Genomic DNA, 23065 nt, shown 5'->3' on the forward strand with positions numbered 1-23065 from the left:
ACCCCGCACACCCTGCCCTCCACCCCCTCCTAACCCTCTTTCCGGACAAGCGTCATGTTTCCCAAAAACACCTGGTATGTTGCCTGCACCCCCGCCGAAATCGACGACAAGCCGCTGGGCCGGCAGATCTGCGGCGAGAAGATTGTTTTCTACCGCGGCCCCGAAGGCAAGGTCGCCGCGCTGGATGATTTCTGCCCGCACCGTGGCGCGGCCCTGTCGCTGGGAAGCGTCTGCGAAGGCAAGCTGGTCTGCGGCTACCACGGCCTGGTGATGGACTGCGACGGCAAGGTAGCCTCCATGCCCGGCCAGCGCGTGCAGGGTTTCCCGCGCAACCGCAGCTTCCCGGTGGTGGAGCGTCACGGCTTCATCTGGGTCTGGACCGGCGACGCGGCGCTGGCCGACGAAAGCAAAATCCCCCAGCTCGACTGGGCCAACAACCCCGAGTGGGCCTATGCCGGCGGCCTGTACCACGTCGACTGCGACTACCGCCTGATGATCGACAACCTGATGGACCTGACGCACGAGACCTATGTGCACACCACCAGCATCGGCCAGAAGGAAATCGACGAAACGCCGGTCACCACCAAAACCGAGGGCGAAAGCGTGGTCACCAGCCGCTTCATGGAAAACGTCATGCCGCCACCCTTCTGGCGCGCCAACCTGCGCGGCAACAACCTGGCCGACGACGTGCCGGTGGACCGCTGGCAGGTCTGCCGCTTCACGCCGCCCAGCCACATCATGATCGAGGTCGGCGTGGCGCACGCCGGCAAGGGCGGCTACCACGCCGACCCGAAAGACAAGGTCCACAGCATCGTGGTGGACTTCCTCACCCCCGAAACCGAAACGTCCATGTGGTACTTCTGGGGCATGGCGCGCAACTTCAACTCCAAGGACAAGGCCCTCACCGCGCAGATCCGCGACGGCCAGGCCAAGGTGTTTGCCGAAGACACCGTGGTGCTGGAAGCGCAGCAGCGCAACCTCACGCTGTTCCCGCAGCGCAGGCTGCTGATGCTCAACATCGACGCCGGCGGCGTGCAGTCGCGCCGCATCATCGACCGCCTGATTGCGCAGGAACAGACGCCACCGGCTGCCCCGGCCGCAGCGCCGGCCGCCGCCCAACATCAGGCGGCCTGACCATGGACAGTCTTGACGTCAAGGTCATCCGCAAGACCCGCGAAGCCGAGGGCATCACCAGCTTCGAACTGGCACGCGCCGACGGTGCGCCGCTGCCGGCCTTCAGCGCGGGCTCGCATGTCGATGTGCAGATCCCCGGCGGTCTGACTCGCCAGTACTCGCTGTGCAACGACGCCATCGAGCAGCACCGCTACCGCATCGCCGTGCTGCGCGACCCGACCTCGCGCGGCGGCTCCGTCGCCATGCACGACGCGGTGAACGAAGGCGACGTGATCCGCATCAGCGCGCCCAAAAACCACTTTCCCCTGCAGCACGCGCCGCGCACGCTGCTGCTGGCTGGCGGCATCGGCGTGACGCCGCTGCTGTGCATGGCGCAGCGGCTGGCGGCCATTAACGCGGATTTCACCCTGCACTACTGCACCCGCTCGGCCGAACGCACCGCCTTCCGCCAGGAGATCAGCGACTCGACCTTTGCCGACAAGGTACGTTTCCACTTCGACGACGGCCCGGCGGAGCAGAAACTGGACCTGCCGGCCGCGCTGGCCGGCGCCACGCCCGAACACCAGCTGTATGTCTGCGGCCCCGCCGGCTTCATCGACCATGTGGTCGGCGCGGCCAAGGCCAGCGGCTGGCGCAGCGAGCAGATTCACCTCGAGTATTTCGGCGCCGCGCCGCAGGACACCGCAGGCGACACCGGCTTCGAGGTGAAGATCGCCAGCACCGGTAAAAGCTACACGGTGGGCGCGGCGCAGAACATCATCCAGGTGCTCAAGGACAATGGCATCGAGATCCTGACCTCCTGCGAGCAGGGCGTCTGCGGTACCTGCATCACGCGCGTACTCGAGGGCGAGCCCGACCACCGCGACATGTACTTCACCGACGAGGAAAAGTCGAAGAACGACCAATTCACGCCCTGCTGCTCGCGCTCGAAAAGCAAAACCCTGGTGCTGGACCTGTAGACCGGCCGTTGGTCGCTATGCCCTAATATCATTCACGTTACCCTGCCCGATTTCAACGACCTCAAAGGAAAAAGAGACATGACCCAGCTCCCCGCCCGTTACGACCACGTTGGCAGTTTTCTGCGCCCCAAATACCTGCTCGAAGCCCGCGAGCAGAAGGCCAAGGGCGAGATCACGCCCGAGCAGCTGCGCAAGGTGGAAGACAAGGCCATCACCGAAATCGTCAAGTTCCAGGAAGACGTGGGCCTGAAAAGCATCACCGACGGCGAGTTCCGCCGCACCTACTTCCACATTGACTTCCTCGAGCAGATCGGCGGCGTGAAAACCGACATCCCGATGACCATCGTGCGGCCCGACGGCACGCAGGAGCTGGCCCCGCCGGTGATGCGCGTGATCGACAAGGTGCGCCACGTGAAAGACATCCAGCTCGCCGACTTCCAGTACCTCAAGAGCCAGGTCAGCGCCGGCAACACGCCCAAGGTGACCATCCCCTCGCCCACCATGCTGCACTTCCGCGGCGGCCGCGCCGGCATCAGCCGCGAAGCCTACCCCGAGCTCGACCCGCAGTTTTATGACGACGTGGCCAAGGCCTACGGTGACGAGCTGCGCAGCCTGGCCGCCGCCGGCTGCACCTATGTGCAGATGGACGACACCAACCTCGCCTACCTGTGCGACACCAAGATGCGCGAAGCCGCCCGCCAGCGCGGCGACGACCCCGACGAGCTGCCGCACCGCTACGCCGGCTTCATCAACAAGGTGGTGGCGCAAAAGCCCGAAGGCATGCTGCTGGCCATGCACCTGTGCCGCGGCAACTTCAAGAGCACCCACGCCGCCGCCGGCAACTACGAGCCGGTGGCCGAAGCGCTGCTCAAGGAAATGAACCTCGACGCCTACTTCATGGAGTACGACGACGACCGCTCCGGCGACTTCAAGCCGCTGCGTTTCCTGCCCAAGGGCAAAACGGTCGTGCTCGGCCTGGTGACCACCAAGTTCGGCACGCTGGAAAGCAAGGACGAACTGAAACGCCGCATCGAGGAAGCCGCCAAATACGCGCCGCTGGAGCAGCTGGCCCTGTCACCGCAGTGCGGTTTCAGCAGCACCGTGCACGGCAACGACATCGCTGTCGAAGCCCAGCGCGCCAAGCTGCGCCTGGTGATCGAGACGGCGCAGGAGGTCTGGGGTTCGCTCTGATCTGCCATCGGTTTGATGGTTGAACAAAAAAGCCGTCGGCAATTGCCGGCGGCTTTTTTTATGTCAGATCGGCAGAAAGCCCAATAACCACGAGCGCGAGCAGCTATGCCTTTAATAGCAAATCACGCGCCGCCCGCAGCCCCGCCGGCGCCCCCACCTTGCAGCGGCCGGGGCTTCCCCGCAGCGGCGGCACGGGCCGGCAAGGCCTGGACGATACTCGGACCCCATGCCGAACACCCTGATCACCCGCTTCGCCGCGCACCTGCGCGCCCACTGGAAAAGCCATCTGCTGCAACTGGCCCTGCTGGTGGCGATCGTGGTGGCGGTGCAGGCCTGGCAGACGCGGCACGTGCCGGACGGTCCGGCGCCGGACCTGGCCATCAGCGTGCTGCAGCCCGATGGCACGACGACCCGCACCACGCTGGCCCAGTGGCGCCAGGCCCACCCCGGCCAGCCGGTCGCCCTGCACTTCTGGGCGGAATGGTGCCCGATCTGCCGCGCCGAGGAAAGCAGCGTCACCCGGCTGACGCAGGACTGGCCGGTGCTCACCGTGGCCATGCAGTCCGGCCCAGCCGCCAAGGTCGGGCAGGTGCTGCAGCAGCGTCAGCTGCCCTGGCAAACGGCCGTCGATACGCGCGGCGAACTGACGCGCGCCTTCGGCTTCCAGTCGGTGCCCTCTTTTGTGGTGATTGACGGCCAGGGCCGGCTGCGCAGCGCCAGCGCCGGCTACACCACCGAGCTGGGCATGCGCCTGCGCCTGTGGTGGGTCAGGCTGTTCTGAGCCCGTCCTCGTCGCCGGGTTTGAGGTCACATGTTGTGCCCTCAAGCGCTGCCCTCACACCATCAAGGCCGCTTGCTGCAATGCAGGCTGCAGCCTGGCGCGCAACAGAACAAGCAGTTCTGGCAACGGCACTGCCACCAACTGGTTCTTGTTCAGAAAAGCACGCCAAAGCAACTGGCGCGATGGATCAAGGGCAAACTCATCGCTCAAGCCGATTGGCAATTCGGACGGTACGGGCATGGCGCGACGGTTGAAGGTGGCAGCAATGGCCGTTGCCAGGATGTCCGCATCCAGCACCTCGCGCTCCAGCAACACCGACAAGTCCAGGTAGTCTTTCAGCCGGCTGTTGGTCATGCCGAGCAAAGTGATGGCGTGGAGCTTTTCGGCGATGACGGTGTACACCGGTTAGGTTTGCAAGCTTGGTGCCGGAAAGTCATCAAGCAGCACCGGGTAGATGGCACTGACGGGACCGGGCGTCACCGCGTCACCAAAGCCGACATCCACTTGCGTCTTCACGCGCGCACCCGCAAGCTCTGCGCTGATGAGCACGCGTGCGCCTGCGTACCCCGTCTCCTTGCGAATCTCTTCAGCGCTCACGCTTTCCGGGTCAAAGCGGATGCCGTCTTGGACCACCACCGAGACGATGTCCCTGAAAGTCTGCTCAATCGAAGGAAGGTCGCTGGCGCCAAAGCCCAGCAGGTCAACATCCCGCGTGGGCCGATGCGGCATGTCGTACCAGAGTGTGAAGAGCATCGCGCCCTTGAGCAAAAAACGGTCGGCGTGCGCGGACTGGCTCAGGCGGTACAGCAGGCCCTCCAGCGCATAACGAACCAGGACGCCATTGAAGTCCGATTGCTCGGCTTTCGCCACATTCAGCAGGCGCGCGCGTACCGAGGAAGCCAGATCTCTACTCACTCGATCGCCTCGAGGTAAGGACGCATCACGTTGGTCACGCGGCAGATTTTTGCGAAGTGCCAGAGTTCGTCGGCCGAGGCTTTTTTCTGCGCACGCGCATCACGCAGCGCCTCCAGCGCCACGTCGAGGCCAATCTTGTTGCGGTGCTTGAAGCAGTCGGCCACGGTTTTCGCCACGCCGTAGACCTTCAGGGACACCTGGTCGCGCTCAAAAACCTCGATGCCAGCTGCGTAAGCCTCGCCGGTGGACTGAATCATCTTCACCGGTGGGTAATCGATTTTTGGTACATGGCTGCCGCGCGGCATGGCGATCCAGACCTGGCGCGGCAGTTGTGTCGTGATGCCGTGGAACTGCAGCGCGGTGAGCAGGCAAAACACCGCCTGCGGCACCCTGGCCGCGATGGTGGCCAGGCCTTCATGCTCGGATGCGGGGATGCCCGGCAGCCGGTACAGGCCGCGGCCCACTTTTTCGAGTTGGCCGCTGGCAGTCAGCCGCGTCAGCGTCACCCGCGCGGCACCCGTTTCCTTCAGGTCGCCGGGGCGCAGCATGCCCTTCTGGCGCGCCAGATCGAGGATGCGTTGGCTATGCGTGTCGGTGGGCATGGTGGTGCAGTATGTTCCATTTGTTCGTCAATTGCAATTTATTGACGAATATAAGGAACAAACAAGAAACATATAAGGAACACCGATCCAGCTTCTGGTGAAGCCCCTCTTGTTCAGAAAACAGGTACGTTCATGAAAAATGAACATCGGATTCGCGCCGGACACAGAATCAGACAAATCCTGAACCAAACCAAGCCTCAGCCCTTGGTGGACAAGCGCAAGCAGCTACAAATTAAATAGCAGATCCAGGGCTCACGGCGGCGGCGTTTTGCGCGCCCACGCCACCGCATCCGCCACATCCTCGCCCTGCAGGCCCAGCCTGCCAAGCCCGGCCCGCACCTGGTCGCCCGGTGAGAGGTCGCCCTTGGCCGCCTCCACCGCTCGCACCGCCAGCTCGTCGTACCCCGTCGCCGCATCCGGCGCCCGCGAGAATGCCCACTCCGGCAGCAGCGCCAGCAAGACCTCCGCCGTGGTGCGCACGATGCAACCCGGCGCCACGTGGCCGCCCAAGACTTCGCCACTCGCGGTGGACAGCGCCATGTGCAGGTGCGAGCTGCTGCGTGCGCCCTGGCCCGTGCCGTTGAAAGCCACCGTGCCCGACAGGCTCAGGATTTCCATGTCGCCCGTCAGGCGGCGCGGCTGCTCCGCGCCCGCAAACCGCAGGCCCGCGCTCGACAGGCTGCCGATGCCGGACAGCACAAACGCCGCGCGGCAGTTGGCGTCGCGCACGGCCGCCTCGATGGCGCTGCGCAAGTCCTGGCCGGGGTTCAGGCGGATGGGAAGGGTTTGCATGGTTTTATTGAATCAAATTGGCCTCTAGCGCTTATGCATATTGCGCAAGCAGCTATCAAATCAAGAGCAATTTACTGACCTCACCCGCCCTGCTTCGGGTCGGTGAGGTCGGTGTATTTCTGGCTGGAGCCGCGGGCCCGGTCCACCGGGTATTTTTCGGCATTGACGGCCAGCTTGAGCCGCGCGGCTTCCAGCAAATCGATCTGCAGCTTGTCGCACAGCTGCAGCAGGTACAGCAAGACATCGGCCGCCTCGGCAGCCACCTCGGCTTTTTTGGGCGCTGCCAGGGTGCGGCTCTGTTCTTCGGTCAGCCACTGGAAGTGCTCCAGCAACTCCGCCGCCTCCACCGACAGGGCCGACGCCAGGTTCTTGGGCGAGTGAAACTGCGCCCAGTCACGCGCCTGGGCGAAGTCGCGCAGGGACTGGGTCAAGGAGGGGATGTCGTGGTTCATGTCTTGGTATTTCCGGGCCCATGGGCAGGGTCGAATCTTCTCGGGAAGCTTCAAGCGCATGTTATGCGCATCAGCCCCTGCCGGCCTGCTCCATGCCTTCAAAGGGCCACTTACACGCAAACCATTCATGCAAAAAAACGGCTGCAGTCCAATCAGCACGGGCGACAGCAGCTATCAAAACAAGAGCGACTGGCAGACGTCACTGGCATGTCGGCAGTCAAACCCATAGCCTGCTTACCTTTCATCCGCCCGAAACAGCATCTGGCGCCGCGGCCCGGCCGTTCCGTCGCAATCCACCCCAGCGCCGGCCCTGGCGCCCCTACCATCGCGTCCAGTTTCAACCCGGTCAACACCCACGGAGCCCACCATGTCCCTTTCACCCCACCGACTCTCTCTCGTTTTCTGCGGCTTGCTGCTGACGGCGGCTCACGCCATGGCGGCGCAAGCCGGCTGGCGCCAGATCACCATTCCAGCCACCACCGAGGATGCCGCGCCTATCGTGGCGGCCCTGTATTACCCCACGCAGGCGGCCGCGCGCACGATCGCCATGGGGCCGTTTACGGTGAACGTGGCCATGCAGGCCGCGCCCGAGGCCAAGGTCAAGGGCCTGATCGTTCTGAGCCACGGCACCGGCGGCAGTGAACTCGCGCACAGCAGCCTGGCCGAGGCGCTGGCGCAGCAGGGCTACCTGGTGGCCGCCCTGCGCCACCCCGGCGACAACTGGCAGGACCGCTCCTTGCGCCAGGGCAGCCTGGAGCGTTATGCCACCGAGCGGCCGCGGCAGGCTTCGCGCGTGATCGACGCCTTGCTGAACGACCCGCTATGGAAGGACCGCATCGCCAGCGACGCCACGGGGCCGCGCGTGGGCGCCGTGGGGCATTCGGCCGGGGGCTACACCGTGCTGGCCATGGCCGGTGCGCGGCCCGAGCCCTCACGCTTCGATGTGCACTGCAAGGCCCGGCGGGCCGAGGACCCGGTTTTCTGCAACACCGACAAAGAGCGCATCCCGGCCACCCACCCTGGCGCCGCAGCGCCAGCCATTCCGCCCCTAACCGACACACGCGTGCGGGCGGTGGTGGCACTGGCGCCGATGGGGGCCTTGTTCAGCGCCGCATCGCTGGCGCAAATCCGCATGCCGGTGGTGGTGTATGGGGCGCAGCAAGACCGTTTTCTGGTGCCGCGCTTTCATGCCGAATGGGTGGCCACCAACCTGCCCGGCGTTGACATGCACCGGGTGCCCAACGCCTGGCACTTCGCGTTTCTGGACACGCCCACCATGCCCATCCCCTCGGAAGACGGCGACATTGGCGCCAACCCGCGCGGCTTTGACCGCGCTGCGTTTCTGGGCCAGTTGCAGCGTGAGCTTCCTGCGTTTTTTGACAAGGCCTTGAACTGACAGGCACCGGCGCCTGTGGCGCCGCGTTCGCCTAACGTGCGGGCTTGGCGTTCAGCGCCGCAGCGGCGCGTATCAGCGCCTTGAAGGCCGCTTCATCGAGGGCATCGCCCTCGGCCAGATCAATGGCGCGGCGGGTGTTGCCTTCCAGGCTGGCATTGAACAGCTTGGCAGGGTCCTTGAGCGAAGCGCCCTTGGGGAAAGTCAGCTTCACTTTGGCCTTGTAAGTCTCGCCGGTGCAGAGGATGCCGTCGTGCGACCAGACCGGAATGCTCCACTTCCACTCTTCAACCACCGCCGGATCGGCCTGCTGGATGAGCGCGCGGACATGCGCCAGCGTCTTGCCACGCCAGTCGTCCAGTGACTTGATCTTTTCGTCGATGAGTTTCGAAGGCGACTCGGCTGCAGCGCCTTCTTTCGCTTTGCTTGGGGGTTTGCTCATGGGGACTCCGTTTCCTTCATGGTGACAAGGTTCACATCTTCTCACCCGGCAACTTGCTGGCCTGCTGGATCCACGAGACGAGTTGCGCTTCATCGAGCTGGGCGTCCTCCCGGATGTCGAGGTAACGTGTGTCCTGGCTCTTGGACGCACCCGGCGGCACCGGCGACAGCAACTGGCCACGGAAGAAAGTCACCTTCACGTAATTCGTGAAGCAATGGAAGCTGAGGAACCAGCCCTCCTGCCCCGGCGCGCCATAAAATGGCGAGTTCCACTTGACCGCCTTGCGCACGCCGGGCACGGTCGCCACGACAAGTTCGTCGAGCCGCCGCCCGACAGCCTGCTTCCAGCCCGGCATGGCCGCGATGTAAGCCTGCACCGGCGCTTCGCCCTCGCCTTTGGGTATCTGCGGATTGCCGCCGGAGAGCAGCACCGGTTTGCCGGGCTTAGACGCCGATTTTGAGGGTGCTTTTTTAGTCATGAAGCCGCTACTAGGCAAAGTACCAGGTACTCCGGATCCGGTTGGGTCCCCAGCTCGGTCGGTTCTGAGAACTGGATCGAGGTCACACTTGTTGGCTGATCGCTCGATGTAGCGTTCCGTTTGCTTGCTTACAGCTTTCCAGATGGCTCAACTACATCTCTTCATCTGCTTCTCGGCCTTGTCGCCTGAAATGCAAATCGTTAATAAACATGATATTGGACAGCACAACGTGAAAGATCGACTCCATCTGCGCGAACGTGATGAATAGAAGGCAAGACAGCGCCGCGGCTTTGAATTGAATTCGATGTTCCACGTAGATTGGAGTCATCTGCAAAAGTATCTTTGCCAAAGTTATAAGTAGGGCTCCAAGCATTACGAGAGCCGATGCCATGACGGCCCCAACGATAAGCTCAAGACGCTTAGCATCAGAACGAGATTCCGAGAAGTCCACCGCTACCAACTTACTCGGTGTCAGGATTCGACTCATGGCATTTGGATACAGGAAAGCAATCCAGATCCCCATGATTGTGAAAACCATTCCAGAGACGCCTGACATAAGCGTTAAATAGTCTCTGAAATCCTCATATTTGAAGTTGTGAGACCACCTTACCGATGCGAAGTAAAACGCTACCGATATGCAGAGGTATATGGCAACTCTAAATATCACGCCGACCCTGTTTTAAGAGTTCTAGCCCCTTTGGCCTTGGCTTTTTCGTCAGCCATCACGCCTGCCAAGAGTTGCTCACGTATTTTTGCCAGACGCGAATGTATGTCCGCGGCTGGAAAAACCGTTGATTCCTTCTTGCTGAAGTGCACGGTTTCGTGAAGGCGGTATTTATCCACCCAAACATCGCCCTTGTCTGTGGCAAATCCGATATTGTTCCAATCCGAGCGTTTTCGCTCTTCCTTGGAAAACTTCTCGATGATGATTTTGATCTCCGCCGCAGTTGGTTTTGCTTCTGCTCTTACTTCAATCTGCCGTGTTTTGGCTTTTGGACGCGCCGGAAGCAACGGAATTTTGTCAAAAATCTTAACCCACTCCGGACGCTCATCCAAACCGGCATTGAGTTTTATAGTGTCCCGTCGAATTATGTGGGTAACTCGAGATGCAAGCTCTCCCATTTTGGCGGTACCTGTATTCAAACTTCGTAGACGAACGTCAAATCGATAGCCGTATCGTGAACCCGTTAAATCAGTGTGGTCGTTGAACTCAAAACGGACCTGTCCTGATTCAGTTTCCGTTTTTTTCTTGTTTGGATGACTTACCCTATTGGTGATGCACTTTGCCACCCACTCTTGAAACAGCCCTGAGTCACAAACTGAGTGGTCCAACTTGACAGACACAACAGTGTTCAAGCTTGGCACGATCCAGTAGTAGCAGGGGCGGCCCCAGATCACCGTCTTTCCCTTGTAGTCGTCTTTGTACTCGACCACATCCGATTTTCCGGTTTGAGCTCGCGCCTGGGCACCCCAGATGCTACCTACGCTGTCGGCCTCCGATTTCCAGAGTACGAAAAGGAACTCGCCAGTTTCGTCACATTTATAAAAATCATGGCAATAGCATTTGGCTGTACCAGTTTTGGTGCCAACTGGGTCCCACGGGATCGTGTCTTCCATGGGCTTACCCTGCACCCACTTATAGATCAACTCAAAGGTTTCAGCCGCGCTCAACGCCTTCGGCACCTCACTTCCCTGCTTATACAGACCGCACTCTTCGATGCTGAAGAAATTCAAATGCGCTGGAATTATCATGATCTGGAAGCCTTTTTTGCTTGACGTGTGACCGGTAAGGTGCCCCGGCTAGGTAACACGGGGGCTATAAATACAAAGAACACATAGTAGACCTTTTGTTACAAATCGCCCTCATCCATTTAGAGGAGAAGGCGTTAGCGGTGCAACAGAATCTGCCATCGTTTACTTTCGATTGACGCGGCCAGACAAATACAGGCCTGAATGGCGAAGTCGGAATCACACTCGCGACTGACTCCGAATATAGCTAGTGAGCGCTGATGCCATAGCCTTGACCTCCTCTCGCGTCAGACGGTCTGGCTCATTCTCGATAAACTTCTCCAACGCCTTGACCTCAAGAACCCACGCGCCAGCCTTCTTCATATCGAAGCGCTCTACGAACCAGCCCGGAATGACAACAACGGGCTGCACCGTTGTGATGAACTTGCTTTCGGCAAAAAATTGCCGCAGCCATCCCGCCTGGGCCTTGGCCTGAATAAGAGGGTCGCGATCCATTTCACGTCCATTGGCGCGAATCACTCCATCAACCACAGTGATCCTGCACTCCCCGCGATGCGGCTTGGACCAAGTCTTGGTTTCGACAGTGAATACGCCCTTGGGACCGATGAGTACATGGTCGACATTGGCATCGCCGTTAGGAACATCATGAAAGACAAAGAATCCTGCGCTCCTGAACCATTCGAGGTATTGCGCAACCGCCCTCTCCCCGTCCCGCCCCAGCCGCAACTGATGAAGTCGCCGGCGAATGCGAAAGATCCGAAGCGCAGCGTAAATGCAGCCCAGCACTGCGGCGCCAGTAAAAATCCATGGACTCGGTTTCATGTTCAGAACGTACCGCGCCCATTCAATACCAGCGAAAAAAATGAAGAAGAGAGCGAGCAGAAGCGGAGACAAGATGTGGTCGTACTCCACATCGGCTATCTCGGCTTCAAGCGATTGCCCCGGTACGCGCAAAGGCATGGCCCGGTCAAACGGGGATCGACTTCCGGTTTTTCTCATGCAGGCCAATAGACTTTTCGTAGCGGAATCAGGCGTTGCATGTCGATATCCATCTTCTCGTAATGATCAAGTAATGACTTGACCAGATCATCCAGGTCCATCAATGTCAGCGGAATGGACGCCCGCTCAGCTTCATAACGCGCATCTTTTGTAAAGCCACCGGTACTCACATAGAGCCCCTTGTCGTTGGCGTGTCTGCCGCCCAGAAAGCTGCGAATTTCCTGCGAGCCCATTGCAGCACCACGGTGCTTGACCTCCACCACAATGCGCGGATCTTCAAAACCGAGCCCATCCGGCGAGGCCACGATATCTTTGCCACGGTCCGCACCGTTAGGCGATATGCGGGTCTTGTAACCCATGGCGCGCAAGAGCCCTGCCACCAGCTCCTGCATGTCCTCCCAGTCCAGCATATTCACTTTGTCCTTGATGAACTCAAAGCCCTTGCCCTGGATATCCTTGTAAAGGTCTTCGACCTGTTCAGTTTCAGTTTCACCCGGGACAGCCAGCGTTTGCGCCTGAGGCGCGGGTTTCCCTTGGAGCAAGGCATGAATTTCCTCTGCCACCTCAGCGGGTACCTGAAAGAGCGTGAGCGTGGAGCCCAAACTGTTGCGAGCACCCACCGACAACGAATCGCGTGACACCTGCCCATGCCACTTCACCACACGAATGTTCGGCTGTTCTGATGAGAGTTGCGGCGAAAACTCGTACTCGCCCGACACAGTTCCCACAAGATAGACTCGCTCGCTGGGGCCGTAGGTAATCACAGCATCACCCACCTTGATCTCTCTCGCAAAGCGATACAAGGTACTTGCAGCAGAAATCACCTGCCCCTTGCGGGAGTTAGGGTATGTCGCAGACACAGTCTTGCTGAAGTCCTCCCGCGTCCGAAGCGCACTCAAGGTGCCGATCTCGTGCCAGCCAATACTGACGCGCGAACCGTCCTTGAAATCGTCGAACCTGAAGCCGCCCTCGCCCGCCCTCACCATCCACATTGTTTTTGTAGTCATGCTGTCCTTACTCCTGGCAATCGACCATTTCAAAGCATTAACGAATCTGACCCCTATGTACTCCGCGCCAAGTTAAGCGCAAGCAATCGCTTCAGAATTTCTTCGTCCGGCATGTCGGCTGAATAATCGGCCCACCCATAGGCAGCGGCCACAGCTCGGTCCAACTCCTTGTGCGCCGCGTCCAGCCATGCCGGGCGCAGGTTGTAGAGCTTGGTCAGCGTGCGCTCGGCCAGCTCTTTTTCAAAACCGTCCTTGGGCAGGATGCGGTCCGGATAGGGGCTAACCGTCATGCCCAGCGGCACCACCTCGGGCACACGCTGCGTCCACTCGGGTGGATTCAGCCAGGCTTCGCGCAGGTCGTTCAGGCGTTTGGCGGCGCGGGCGATCGCTTCGGCGGCTGCGCGAACCGCTCCTGTATTCATAGCTACTTGCGCCCGCCCTTTCTGGGCTGGAGGCACATTTGACGCTGAAAGTCCGGCGGGAATCAGCGCGCCGCCTTCGATGGTCTCAGTGTTCTGGTGCGCTGTGTCTGCGGGGGTCAGGCCGCCGGGGAAGGGGAACGGCAAGAAAGCTGCAAGGGAGTTGTATCTCGGATCGTTTCCCTTTCCCATGCGCCCGCCACGGGCTAAGGACCAGACTGCATGCGCCTTGGATGACAGCAGACCAAAGGTGACGTCATCCGCTCGGGGAATAACGATCAGGCTGTGCTCAGGCGCCACGCTGACTGGGAAGAAGACGAAGAGTCGATACTTGGCGGTCTCCGCTGTGGCGATGTATCGCGTCAGGTTTTTGAGCTTGTCTCGCAGCTCAGGACGAGGACGGCCGTGACGCCACCAGTTCTTTGCTCGCTGTGCTTCACGATTTTCAGCGCGAACAGTTTTTATGTGGCGAGTTGCATATTCGAATGGCTTTTCGAACAACGCCGCGTCAGCCTCAGAGAGTCGCGCGCCAAAGTCAATCGTCCAGTTACCTGCCCAGCGCCGCGTGATGTCTGAGCCGTTGTAAATCGGCTTGAGGACAAGACTATTCGGCTGTCCGTTGACATTGGGCTGCCGGAGCCAGGCAGCCGCCGTTTGGGATGGCACCTTGAACGGCCCCGCAAGACAGAAGCCGAAGTAGGAGGCATCGGCGTTCTCGGCCAATGGCTGTGCGGTCGTCAGATCGACCGCAGAAGTGCCCGTCGTCTGGGCTTTGAGGTCAGCAAAAATCTTTTCAACATCTGTGCCGTCCAGGCGGACCTGCTGCGTCGCATGACCAAAACAAACCAACGACACACGCACCGCCGCACCTTCGTTAACCCAAGGCATGTCTGCCCATGCATCATAGATTCGCGTGGACTCCTGAATGCGCTCCATGACGGGGCGGTTGCCACGTTGTCGAATTGAGTTAGTAGCCACAAGCCCGGCCGCGCCGAGACCGGCTTGTTCGATTTGAGCGCGCGCCTTTTCAAACCAGAACATTACAAGATCTGCGCCGCCCGGAACCCTGTCCTTGTAGAGCTGGCGCAAAGTGTCGGTGTATGCATCCCCCAGTTCCGAGCGCATCATCTTGTCACCCAAAAACGGCGGGTTGCCGATCACCACACTGGCCTTGGGCCACATGGCTTCGACAGGCTCAACCCGACCGGGGTCGATGGTGATGAGTGCATCGCGGCACTCGATGTGGTCCAGCGGCTCCAGCACCGGATTCGTCTTGAACTCGTAGCCGTGTTGCAGGCGCCACTGCAGCTCGCCTATCCACACCGTCACGCGGGCGAGTTCGGCGGCATATTCGTTGAGCTCTATGCCCAGCATGTTGTGCGGGCCGGTCACGAGGTCAGCCTCGCGGTCCAGTCCCAGCATGGCGGCTTCAATATGGCTCTGGTGCTCGATGTCCTTGAGCGTCTTCAGGCCCAGGAACAGGAAGTTACCGCTGCCGCAGGCGGGGTCGAGCACGCGGTAGCTGCTCAGCTGGTCCAGCCAACCGATGAATCTGGCCTTTGCGGCCTTGTAGTGCTTGTCACCCTTTTTGGTGTTTTTGGCCATCAGCCCTCGTATCTCTTGCGCCGTCTGCTCCCAGATCTTTAGCAGCGGGCGCTTGAGCACGGGCTCGACAATGCGCATGATGGTGGCCGGGTCGGTGTAGTGGGCGCCGAGCTGGCTGCGTTTGCTCGGGTCCAACCCGCGCTCAAACAGGGTGCCGAAGATGGACACGTCGATCGCGCTCCAGTTCAGGCCCGCGGCGTTGCGCAGCTCGGTCATATCCAGCACGTTGAGCGCGGGCACCTTGATCTTTTTGAACAGACCGCCGTTGAACCACGGAATGTCGTCGTTGCCGTACAGGCCGCCGTCACGCATGACTGTGAACAGGTTGCGCAGGCCAATGGTGAGCTTGTCGCTGGTGAGCTGGCGGTTGTTGACCAGGCCTTCAAACATGCGGCCGGGCAGCAGGCCCACGTCTTCGGCAAAAAAGCAGAACAGGCACTGCGTGAGGAAGTGCGCCACCTCGTCGGCGTGGGTTTGTGCCTCCAGCGGCTGGGTGCTTTTGTCTGGGCCGCGCTTGCGCAGGCCGTCGGCCAGAGTGGCAAAACTGCGGGCCGCGGTTTCGGTGATGTCGCGGCTGGTTTTCTTGGGCCTGAAGCTCTCCGGGTCCGTCCAGATGCGGCGCAGCAGGGCCAGTTTCTCGGGCTGGTCCAGCTCGGCCAGCGCCACATTGAAAGTCTCGGTCGGGTGGCCGGTGAACTGGGTGTGGATGCGGATCGTCAGGCGGTCGCACACGACCAGAATCGGCGGGTTGCTCAGCGCGAGGCTGTAGGTCAGCAGTTGCTTGAGCGCGGCGTCGAGGTTTTTGCCGGGCGCCTTGTTCTCCCAAGCAAACGCGCCGCTTTTGAAGACATCGGCATAACCGGTGCGCCCGCCGATGAGGGCGTTTTTTTCCTCAAACAGGTAACCGGCCTCGCTACCGGGTTTGGGCACGGCCAGCAGTTCGCACAAATCAATAAAGTGGCTTTGCGCGCCCTGCTCTTCGTTCAGGTGAAAGGCTGGCCCCCCTGGCCCCCACTTTGCGATAAATTTTTGTGGTGTCATCGGTCTATTGATGGGTTGCTCGACACGGCGACATCTCTGCATCTAGCCAGACGGCCTTCGGCATCATACCCAGATGATCTAGCATTGAGCGGACAGGAGATGGGACCTGGGACTCCAGCGGGAACTCAAGCTCGCTTCAGCGCCACCGCAAACCCCCGCCCCACCCCATCCCGCGCCATCATTCCCCGGTACCACCGCAACACATTCGGAAAATCCGCCAGGTCGATCTTGTGCCGCTCATGCCGCCAGACCCAGCCGACGATGGCGAAGTCGGCGATTGAGATTTCTTCTCCCGCAAAAAAGGCGTGGTCGGCCAGGCGGCGGTCCATCACGCCGTAGAGGCGTTGGGTCTCGGCCATGAAGCGCTCCAGCCCGTAGCGGCGGTCTGCTTCGTTGATCAGCCCGGCGAAGTGGTGCACCTGGCCGGGCATGGGGCCGAAGCCGCCCATCTGGAACATCAGCCACTCCATCACGGCCACGCGGGCGCGCGGGTCTTTGGGCAGGAAGGTGCCGGTTTTTTCGGCCAGGTAGAGCAGGATGGCGCCGGACTCGAAGACGCTGATGGGCTGGCCGCCCGGGCCGTCGGGGTCGATGATGGCGGGGATCTTGTTGTTGGGGCTGATCTTCAGGAACTCGGGCGCGGTCTGCTCGCCCTGGGTGATGTCCACCACGTGCACCTCGTAGGGCAGGCCCATTTCTTCGAGAGCGACGCTGATCTTGCGGCCGTTGGGGGTGTCGAAGGCGTAGAGCTGGATGGGCATGGGGTCAGTCTTGTTGGGTGGTGGGCTCGGGATGCAGTCTGCCACAGGGTGGGGACGGGTGCCGGTGCGGGTACGGGGGCATGGATCCCGGATCGAGTCCGGGATGACAACGACGAGGCAGGGACCCTTCGACCCTTCGACAAGCTCAGGACAGGCCAAGCTCAGGGCGAACGGTAGAAGTTGCCTGTCGTGCGCCATGGAAGACACAATAGGCCCATGACGCGCCGCCTCCCTGCCCTTGCCGCCTGCTGTTTCGCCTTCATCAGCTTTTTGCTGGCCGCTGTCAGCAGCCTGGCCCTCGCCGCGCCGCCCGCCAACGACACGCTGCGCATAGGCTCCAAACGCTTCACCGAGTCCTACATCCTGGCGCAGGTGCTGGCGCAGACCGCAGCGCCGCACACGCCCACGCCGCCTTCGGTGCTGCAGGGCCTGGGCAACACGGCCATTGTTTACGAGGCGCTGCGTTCGGGCAGCATCGACCTTTACCCCGAGTACGTGGGCACCATCAGCCAGGAGATCCTCAAGGGTGAGGCGGCCATGACGACGCAGGCCATGAACGCCGCACTGGCGCCGCTGGGCCTGGGCGTGGCGGTGCCTCTGGGGTTTAACGACGGCTACGCGCTGGCCATGCGCGAAGACACGGCGCAGCGCCTGGGCATAACCTCGCTGAGCGACCTGGCGAAGCACCCGGAACTGAAGCTCGGCCTGTCGAACGAATTCATTGGCCGGGCCGACGGCTGGCGCGGGCTGGCGCAGCGGTATGGCGCACCGCAAACACCGGTGGCGCTGGACCACGGGCTGGCTTATGACGCGATTGCGCAAAAGCAGGTGGACGTGATCGACATCTACACCACCGACGCCAAGATAGGCCACCTGGGCCTGCGCGTGCTGAAGGACGACCAGGCCTACTTCCCGCGTTATGACGCGGTGCTGCTGTACCGGCTGGATGTGCCCACGCGTTTTCCGCAGGCCTGGGCGGCGCTGCAGAAGCTGGGCGGCAGCATTGATGAAAACGCGATGATTGCGATGAACGCGCGGGCCGAGCTGCAGGGTGTGGCGTTTGACGTGATTGCCCGCGACCATTTGGCTGCCAAGGCCGGCGGCGCCCCCGCGGCAAGCAACACGACACAAGACGCCGGCCAGCGCGGCTTCTGGGCCAAACTTTTCGGCCCCGACCTGGCGCGGCTGACGCGCCAGCACCTGGCGCTGACATTCATCTCGGTCGGGCTGGCGGCGCTGATCGGCATTCCGCTGGCGGTGTGGGTGTTTCCGCACCCGCGCCTGCGCGCGCTGGTGCTGGGCGCAACCGGGCTGATGCAGACCGTGCCTTCGCTGGCGCTGCTGGCGATGCTGATCTCGCTGCTAGGGGTGATCGGCACGGTGCCGGCGTTGATTGCGCTGGCGCTTTACGCGCTGCTGCCCATCATGCGCAACACGGTTGCGGGCCTGGGCGAGGTATCCGGCGGGCTGCGGCTGGCCGGGCAGGCGCTGGGCATGACGGCCGGCCAGCGCATGCGCCACATCGAGCTGCCGCTGGCGCTGCCGACAATTGTGGCCGGCGTGCGCACGGCCACCGCCATTGCGATTGGCACGGCGACGATTGCGGCCTTCATCGGCGCGGGCGGTTATGGCGAACGCATCGTCACCGGCTTGGCGCTGAACGACGGCCAGCTGCTGCTGGCCGGCGCCCTGCCCGCCACCTTGCTGGCGCTGCTGGGCGAGGCGCTGTTCGAAGGCGTGGACTGGCTGCTGCGGCGGCGCCGGGCAGGCTGAGCGCTTGTTTTTGCAAGCGAAATCGGCCGCCAGCCCTTATAAGACGGGCGCCAGCAGCTAGCAAATCAGGAGCAATTTCAGTCCAGCTTGATGCCGGCCTGAGCCACCACCGCGGCCCAGCGCTTGCGTTCCTGGTTGAAGAAGGCGTCCTGCTCGGCCGGCGACATGGTCGCCACCTCGGCGCCCTGCCCGCTCAGGCGCGCGCGGATCTCGGGGCTGCGGATGACCTTGATGAGTTCGGTGTTGAGCCGCGTCACCACGGCCGCCGGCGTGTTTTTCGCCACCAGAATGCCCTGCCAGGTGCCGGACTCAAAACCGGCAATGCCCTGCTCCTGCAAGGTCGGCACATTGCCGATCAGCGGCATGCGTGTGGCTTTGGACACACCGAGGATCTTGAGCTGGCCGTTCTGCACAAAAGGCAAGGTGGCCAGCATGCCGTTCATCAGCACCTGGGTCTGGCCGCCTACCGTGTCGGTGATGGCCTGCGAGCCGCCCTTGTAGGGGATGTATTGCCACTTTGCATTGCTGGCGCGCTCGACGGCCACGCCAGCGAGGTGCGGCGCACTGCCCATGGCGGTGACGGCGAAGTTGAGCTGCGTCTTTTGCGACAGCGCCACCAGTTCTTTCAGGTTATTCGCCGGCACCGATGGGTGCACCACCAGCAGGTGCGGCGAATAGGCCAGCATGGTCACGCCGCGCAAGTCCTTGCTCGGGTCGAACTGAAGCTTGGTGTACACCGACGGGCTGATCGCCAGCGCGCCGGTGTCGCACAGCAGCAGGGTGTAGCCGTCGGGGGCCGACTTGGCGACGAAGTCCGCGCCGAGGTTGCCATTGGCGCCCGGCTTGTTTTCCACAATCACCGGCTGCTTGAGCGCTTCCGACAGCGGCTGGGCGATGGCGCGGGCAATGATGTCCGACGAGCCGCCCGGTGGGTAAGGAACGATGAGGCGGATCGGCTTGGCGGGCCAGGCCTGGGCTTGCGCCTGAACGCCCGAGGCGGCCAGGCCCAGGGCCACGGATGAAGCGAGAACCTTGCGGCGGTTGAGGGTCATGTCTTGTCTCCTGTCGTTTGAATGGGGGGAAGCGTGCGCCGCGGCTCAGGCCTTGGCGACTTCGTGGTTGGCCATCAGCTCCAGTGCGCGCACCAGGGCCGAGTGGTCGAGGTCCTGCATGCCATTGGCGCTGCAGACCTGCATGAGTTGGGCGGCACCGGCGGTTTGCGGCAGCGCCACGCCCAGGGTGCGGGCACCGGCCAGGGCCAGGCCCAGGTCTTTCTGGTGCAGGCCGATGCGAAAACCCGGGTTGAAGGTGCGCTTGATCATGCGTTCGCCGTGCACTTCCAGAATGCGTGACGAAGCAAAACCGCCCATCAGCGCCTGGCGCACCTTGGCCGGGTCGGCGCCGGCCTTGCTGGCAAACAGCAGGGCTTCACCGACGGCGGCGATGTTGAGCGCGACGATGATCTGATTGGCGACCTTGCAGGTCTGGCCGTCGCCGTTGCCACCGACCAGCGTGATGTTTTTGCCCATGAGTTCGAACAGCGGCTTGACGCGCTCAAACGCGGAGTCGGGCCCGCCCACCATGATGGTCAGGCTGGCGGCCTTGGCGCCGACTTCGCCGCCGGAGACCGGTGCGTCGAGGTAGTCGGCGCCGAGTTCGTTGATCTTCTTCGCAAAGTCTTTGGTGTCCATGGGCGAGATCGAACTCATGTCGACCACCGTCTTGCCTTTTCCATTGCCCTTCAGGCCGGCAGCGACACCCTTGTCGCCGAACAGCACCTTGGCCACATCAGGCGTGTCGGGCAGCATCATGAAAATGATGTCGGCTTTTTCGGCCACTTCCTGCGCCGAGGCACAGGCTACGGCCTGGCCGGTCAGCAGCTCGGCGGGCACCTTGCTGCGGGTGGCCAGGAAGACCTCGTGGCCGGCCTTGACCAGATGTGCGGCCATGGGCGCGCCCATGATGCCCAGACCGATAAAACCCAGCTTGCTCATTTCAGATACTCCAGTTGATCGTTAAAAAATTGGCTGCCCCTGAGCCGTGGTTCAGGTGGCCGAGGCATGGATCCCGGATCGAGTCCGGGATGTCAGATCGAACGCCGTTCCCCTGCCTGTCATTGCGGGCCTGACCCGCCATCCATGCCTCGAACGCCTTGTAGGGTTCATGGTGTCCGGGAGCACGGAAAAAGTCAGGCCAGGTACTTGTCGCGCAGTGCCTGCGTCGCGCCGCGGAAAACGCCCAGGTCGCTGCCGACGGCCACAAAGGTGGCGCCCATGGCCATGTAGCGGCGTGCATCGGCTTCCACCGGCGCGAGGATGCCGGTGGGTTTGCCGCAGGCTTTCGCATCGGCAAACACCGCGGCAATGGCAGCCTGCACCTCGGGGTGGCCGGCGTTGCCCAGGTGGCCCAGACCCGCGGCCAGGTCCGAGGGGCCGACAAAAATGCAGTCCACGCCGTCCAGCGCCGCAATGTCGCGCGCTGCCGCCACGCCGGCGCGGCTTTCGATCTGCACCATCACGCAGATGTGCTCGTTGATGGACTTGAAGTAGTCGGGCACGGTGCCGTAGCGGTTGCTGCGCTGGGACACCGACACGCCGCGTATGCCCTCGGGCGGGTAACGCGTGGCAGACACCGCGCGTTTCGCCTCGTCCACACTTTCAACAAAAGGCACGAGGAAGTTGTAGAAGCCGGCGTCGAGCAGGCGCTTGATCTCGACCTCGTTGTTGGACGACGGCCGCACCACGGGCGCGCTGGGGCTGTCTTTCAGCGCCATGAGCTGCGGGATGAAGGTGGCAACATCGTTGGGCGAGTGTTCGCCGTCGAGCAGGATCCAGTCGAAACCGGCCACGCCCAGCACCTCGGTGGTGATGGCGTTGGACAGCGAGGACCAGCAGCCGATCAGCGTCTTGCCGGCGCGCAGGTCGCGCTTGAAGCTGTTGGGAAAGGACTGATAGGGAACAACTTGTGTCATGAGGGCTTGCTTTTAAAGGAGGTGGAATGTGGGGAATGTGACGATCAGGTCACCGGCGCCGGGTTGAACAGCACCAGCGCGTTGTGCAGCTTCCAGTGTTCGGCCCAGGTTTTCTTGCGGCCGCTGGCGACGTCGAGCATCTGGTGAAACAGCTCCCAGCCGATGTTTTCAATGCTGGCCTGTCCGTCGGCGATGCGGCCGGCGTTGATGTCCATCAGGTCGTGCCAGCGCCGGGCCAGGTCACTGCGGGTGGCGACCTTGATCACCGGGCACTCGGCCAGTCCGTACGGCGTGCCGCGGCCGGTGGTGAACACATGCAGGTTCATGCCGGCGGCCAGCTGCAGCGTGCCGCAGATGAAGTCGCTGGCCGGGGTGGCGGCGTAGATCAAACCCTTTTGCTTGAGCTTTTCACCGGGTGCCAGCACGCCGCTGATGGGTGCACTGCCGGACTTGACGATGGAGCCCATGGCTTTTTCGACGATGTTGGACAGTCCACCCTTCTTGTTGCCGGGCGTGGTGTTGGCGCTGCGGTCCACCTGGCCCTTTTGCAGGTAGGCGTCGTACCAGGCCATCTCGCGGATCATCGCTTCGGCAACTTCGGGGGTGCTGGCGCGCGAGGTCAACTGGTCGATGCCGTCGCGCACCTCGGTGGTTTCGGAAAACATCACCGTGGCACCAGCACGCACCAGCAGGTCGGTGCAGAAACCGACGGCCGGGTTGGCCGTGACACCGGAAAACGCGTCGCTGCCGCCGCACTGCACACCGACCACCAGCTCGCTGGCCGGCACGGTTTCGCGGCGGCGCGCATTGAGCTTTTCCAGGTGCAGCACGGCGGCCTGCATGATGGAATCGATCATGGACATGAAGCCGACATGGTTCTCGGACTGCAGGCAGACCACATCGAGCGGAGCTTCGGCGTTGAGACCAACATCGGACACGCTGCGCTCGTCGACGATCTGGATGGTGCCGGGCGGCAGCAGGCGCTCGGGCTGCAGCTTTTCGCAGCCCAGGCTGACCACCATCACCTCGCCACCGAAGTTGGGGTTCAGGCTGATGTTGCGCAGCGTGCGTATCGGAATGATGGCGTCGGGTGCGTCGATGGCAACACCGCAGCCGTAGGTGTGTTCGAGTCCGACCACATCGTCCACATTCGGAAAACGCGGCAGCAGCTCGTCCTTGATGCGTTTGACCGCAAACTCGACCACGCCGGCCACACACTGCACCGTGGTGGTGATGGCAAGGATGTTGCGGGTGCCGACGGAGCCGTCGGCATTGCGGAAGCCCTCGAAGGTGTAGCCTTCCAGCGGCGCCTGCACAGTCGGCTTCACGGTCGCGATCGGCAGCCCTTCGAGTCCACGCGCGGCCGGCATCTCGAGCAGGCGCTCGTGCACCCAGCTGCCGGCGGGAATGTCCTTCAGCGCAAAACCGATGGGCACGTTGTAGCGCCGCACCGCAGTGCCCTGCGGCAGATCGACCAGCGCCACCTTGTGGCCTTGTGGCACCTTTTCACGCAGCACCAGGCCGTCGGCAAAGGTGGCACCTGGGCCGAGGCCGCCGTCGTTGACCACGATGGCCACGTTGTCGTCCGCATGCATGCGGAT

The 23065-nt window shown here is 62.2% G+C and carries 20 protein-coding genes and 2 pseudogenes; 6 read left to right on the plus strand and 16 right to left on the minus strand.

Annotation, left to right across the window (positions count from 1 at the left end):
* Positions 1 to 54: 54 nt before the first annotated feature.
* From AAG813_RS10755 to AAG813_RS10770, 4 genes are all read left to right on the plus strand, one after another.
* A complete protein-coding gene (locus AAG813_RS10755; protein WP_341914732.1) occupies positions 55 to 1134 on the plus strand; it encodes an aromatic ring-hydroxylating dioxygenase subunit alpha in 1080 nt (359 codons plus the stop codon).
* Between the two features lie 2 nt (positions 1135 to 1136).
* A complete protein-coding gene (locus AAG813_RS10760; RefSeq protein ID WP_341914734.1) occupies positions 1137 to 2093 on the plus strand; it encodes a PDR/VanB family oxidoreductase in 957 nt (318 codons plus the stop codon).
* Positions 2094 to 2171: 78 nt separating this feature from the next.
* Positions 2172 to 3284 carry a 5-methyltetrahydropteroyltriglutamate--homocysteine S-methyltransferase gene (locus AAG813_RS10765; protein ID WP_341914736.1) on the plus strand — a complete coding sequence of 371 codons (1113 nt, stop codon included), beginning with the start codon at positions 2172 to 2174 and terminating at the stop codon, positions 3282 to 3284.
* A 226-nt stretch (positions 3285 to 3510) separates the two neighbouring features.
* Positions 3511 to 4065 (plus strand): redoxin domain-containing protein, encoded by a 555-nt coding sequence (locus AAG813_RS10770; RefSeq protein ID WP_341914739.1) that lies wholly within the window; start codon positions 3511 to 3513, stop codon positions 4063 to 4065.
* Positions 4066 to 4119: 54 nt separating this feature from the next.
* On the opposite strand, the pseudogene AAG813_RS10775 reads toward AAG813_RS10770, so the two are convergent.
* The 4 genes and pseudogenes from AAG813_RS10775 to AAG813_RS10790 all read right to left on the minus strand — a co-directional run bounded on the left by AAG813_RS10775 (position 4120) and on the right by AAG813_RS10790 (position 6826).
* Positions 4120 to 4980: pseudogene (locus AAG813_RS10775) on the minus strand (nucleotidyl transferase AbiEii/AbiGii toxin family protein).
* Positions 4977 to 5582, minus strand: coding sequence for a type IV toxin-antitoxin system AbiEi family antitoxin domain-containing protein (locus tag AAG813_RS10780; RefSeq protein WP_341914741.1), 606 nt, complete (start codon positions 5580 to 5582; stop codon positions 4977 to 4979). Before AAG813_RS10780 ends, AAG813_RS10775 begins: the two are co-directional and overlap by 4 nt.
* Positions 5583 to 5963: 381 nt before the next feature.
* A pseudogene (locus AAG813_RS10785) lies at positions 5964 to 6374 on the minus strand (PPC domain-containing DNA-binding protein); the annotation flags it as partial.
* 80 nt (positions 6375 to 6454) lie between these two features.
* Positions 6455 to 6826 (minus strand): nucleotide pyrophosphohydrolase, encoded by a 372-nt coding sequence (locus tag AAG813_RS10790; protein ID WP_341914743.1) that lies wholly within the window; start codon positions 6824 to 6826, stop codon positions 6455 to 6457.
* Positions 6827 to 7193: 367 nt separating this feature from the next.
* Here AAG813_RS10790 and AAG813_RS10795 point away from each other — a divergent pair, with 367 nt between their 5' ends.
* A complete protein-coding gene (locus tag AAG813_RS10795) occupies positions 7194 to 8222 on the plus strand; it encodes an alpha/beta fold hydrolase (RefSeq protein ID WP_341914745.1) in 1029 nt (342 codons plus the stop codon).
* Between the two features lie 31 nt (positions 8223 to 8253).
* On the opposite strand, the gene AAG813_RS10800 is transcribed toward AAG813_RS10795, so the two are convergent.
* The 8 genes from AAG813_RS10800 to AAG813_RS10835 all read right to left on the minus strand — a co-directional run bounded on the left by AAG813_RS10800 (position 8254) and on the right by AAG813_RS10835 (position 16720).
* Entirely contained in the window at positions 8254 to 8661 is a 408-nt protein-coding gene (locus AAG813_RS10800; RefSeq protein WP_341914747.1) for a DUF1801 domain-containing protein, read from the minus strand.
* A gap of 31 nt (positions 8662 to 8692) precedes the next feature.
* Positions 8693 to 9139: a DUF1801 domain-containing protein gene (locus AAG813_RS10805; RefSeq protein ID WP_341914749.1), complete on the minus strand. Its 447-nt coding sequence runs from the start codon at positions 9137 to 9139 to the stop codon at positions 8693 to 8695.
* 151 nt (positions 9140 to 9290) lie between these two features.
* Positions 9291 to 9695, minus strand: a complete 405-nt coding sequence (locus tag AAG813_RS10810; RefSeq protein ID WP_341914751.1) for a hypothetical protein — start codon at positions 9693 to 9695, stop codon at positions 9291 to 9293.
* A 107-nt stretch (positions 9696 to 9802) separates the two neighbouring features.
* Positions 9803 to 10891 carry a hypothetical protein gene (locus AAG813_RS10815; protein ID WP_341914753.1) on the minus strand — a complete coding sequence of 363 codons (1089 nt, stop codon included), beginning with the start codon at positions 10889 to 10891 and terminating at the stop codon, positions 9803 to 9805.
* A gap of 216 nt (positions 10892 to 11107) precedes the next feature.
* A complete protein-coding gene (locus tag AAG813_RS10820; protein WP_341914755.1) occupies positions 11108 to 11848 on the minus strand; it encodes a nuclease-related domain-containing protein in 741 nt (246 codons plus the stop codon).
* Positions 11849 to 11883: 35 nt separating this feature from the next.
* Positions 11884 to 12894 (minus strand): restriction endonuclease, encoded by a 1011-nt coding sequence (locus AAG813_RS10825; RefSeq protein ID WP_341914757.1) that lies wholly within the window; start codon positions 12892 to 12894, stop codon positions 11884 to 11886.
* A gap of 53 nt (positions 12895 to 12947) precedes the next feature.
* Complete coding sequence (locus AAG813_RS10830; protein ID WP_341914759.1) at positions 12948 to 15959, minus strand: DNA methyltransferase; 3012 nt, start codon at positions 15957 to 15959, stop codon at positions 12948 to 12950.
* A gap of 125 nt (positions 15960 to 16084) precedes the next feature.
* Complete coding sequence (locus tag AAG813_RS10835; protein ID WP_341914762.1) at positions 16085 to 16720, minus strand: glutathione binding-like protein; 636 nt, start codon at positions 16718 to 16720, stop codon at positions 16085 to 16087.
* 216 nt (positions 16721 to 16936) lie between these two features.
* Here AAG813_RS10835 and AAG813_RS10840 point away from each other — a divergent pair, with 216 nt between their 5' ends.
* Positions 16937 to 18493, plus strand: a complete 1557-nt coding sequence (locus tag AAG813_RS10840; RefSeq protein ID WP_341914764.1) for a glycine betaine ABC transporter substrate-binding protein — start codon at positions 16937 to 16939, stop codon at positions 18491 to 18493.
* Positions 18494 to 18570: 77 nt separating this feature from the next.
* Here AAG813_RS10840 and AAG813_RS10845 read toward each other — a convergent pair whose 3' ends face one another.
* The 4 genes from AAG813_RS10845 to garD all read right to left on the minus strand — a co-directional run bounded on the left by AAG813_RS10845 (position 18571) and on the right by garD (position 23059).
* Positions 18571 to 19545 (minus strand): tripartite tricarboxylate transporter substrate binding protein, encoded by a 975-nt coding sequence (locus AAG813_RS10845; protein WP_341914766.1) that lies wholly within the window; start codon positions 19543 to 19545, stop codon positions 18571 to 18573.
* 45 nt (positions 19546 to 19590) lie between these two features.
* On the minus strand, positions 19591 to 20487 hold the full coding sequence (gene glxR / locus AAG813_RS10850) for a 2-hydroxy-3-oxopropionate reductase (protein ID WP_341914768.1): 897 nt from the start codon (positions 20485 to 20487) through the stop codon (positions 19591 to 19593).
* 194 nt (positions 20488 to 20681) lie between these two features.
* Positions 20682 to 21464, minus strand: a complete 783-nt coding sequence (gene garL / locus AAG813_RS10855; RefSeq protein WP_341914770.1) for a 2-dehydro-3-deoxyglucarate aldolase — start codon at positions 21462 to 21464, stop codon at positions 20682 to 20684.
* A gap of 44 nt (positions 21465 to 21508) precedes the next feature.
* Positions 21509 to 23059: a galactarate dehydratase gene (gene garD, locus AAG813_RS10860; protein ID WP_341914862.1), complete on the minus strand. Its 1551-nt coding sequence runs from the start codon at positions 23057 to 23059 to the stop codon at positions 21509 to 21511.
* Positions 23060 to 23065 lie beyond the last annotated feature (6 nt).

Origin of the sequence: Polaromonas sp. YR568 (assembly GCF_943371715.1) — a bacterium.
Taxonomy (GTDB): domain Bacteria; phylum Pseudomonadota; class Gammaproteobacteria; order Burkholderiales; family Burkholderiaceae_C; genus Polaromonas.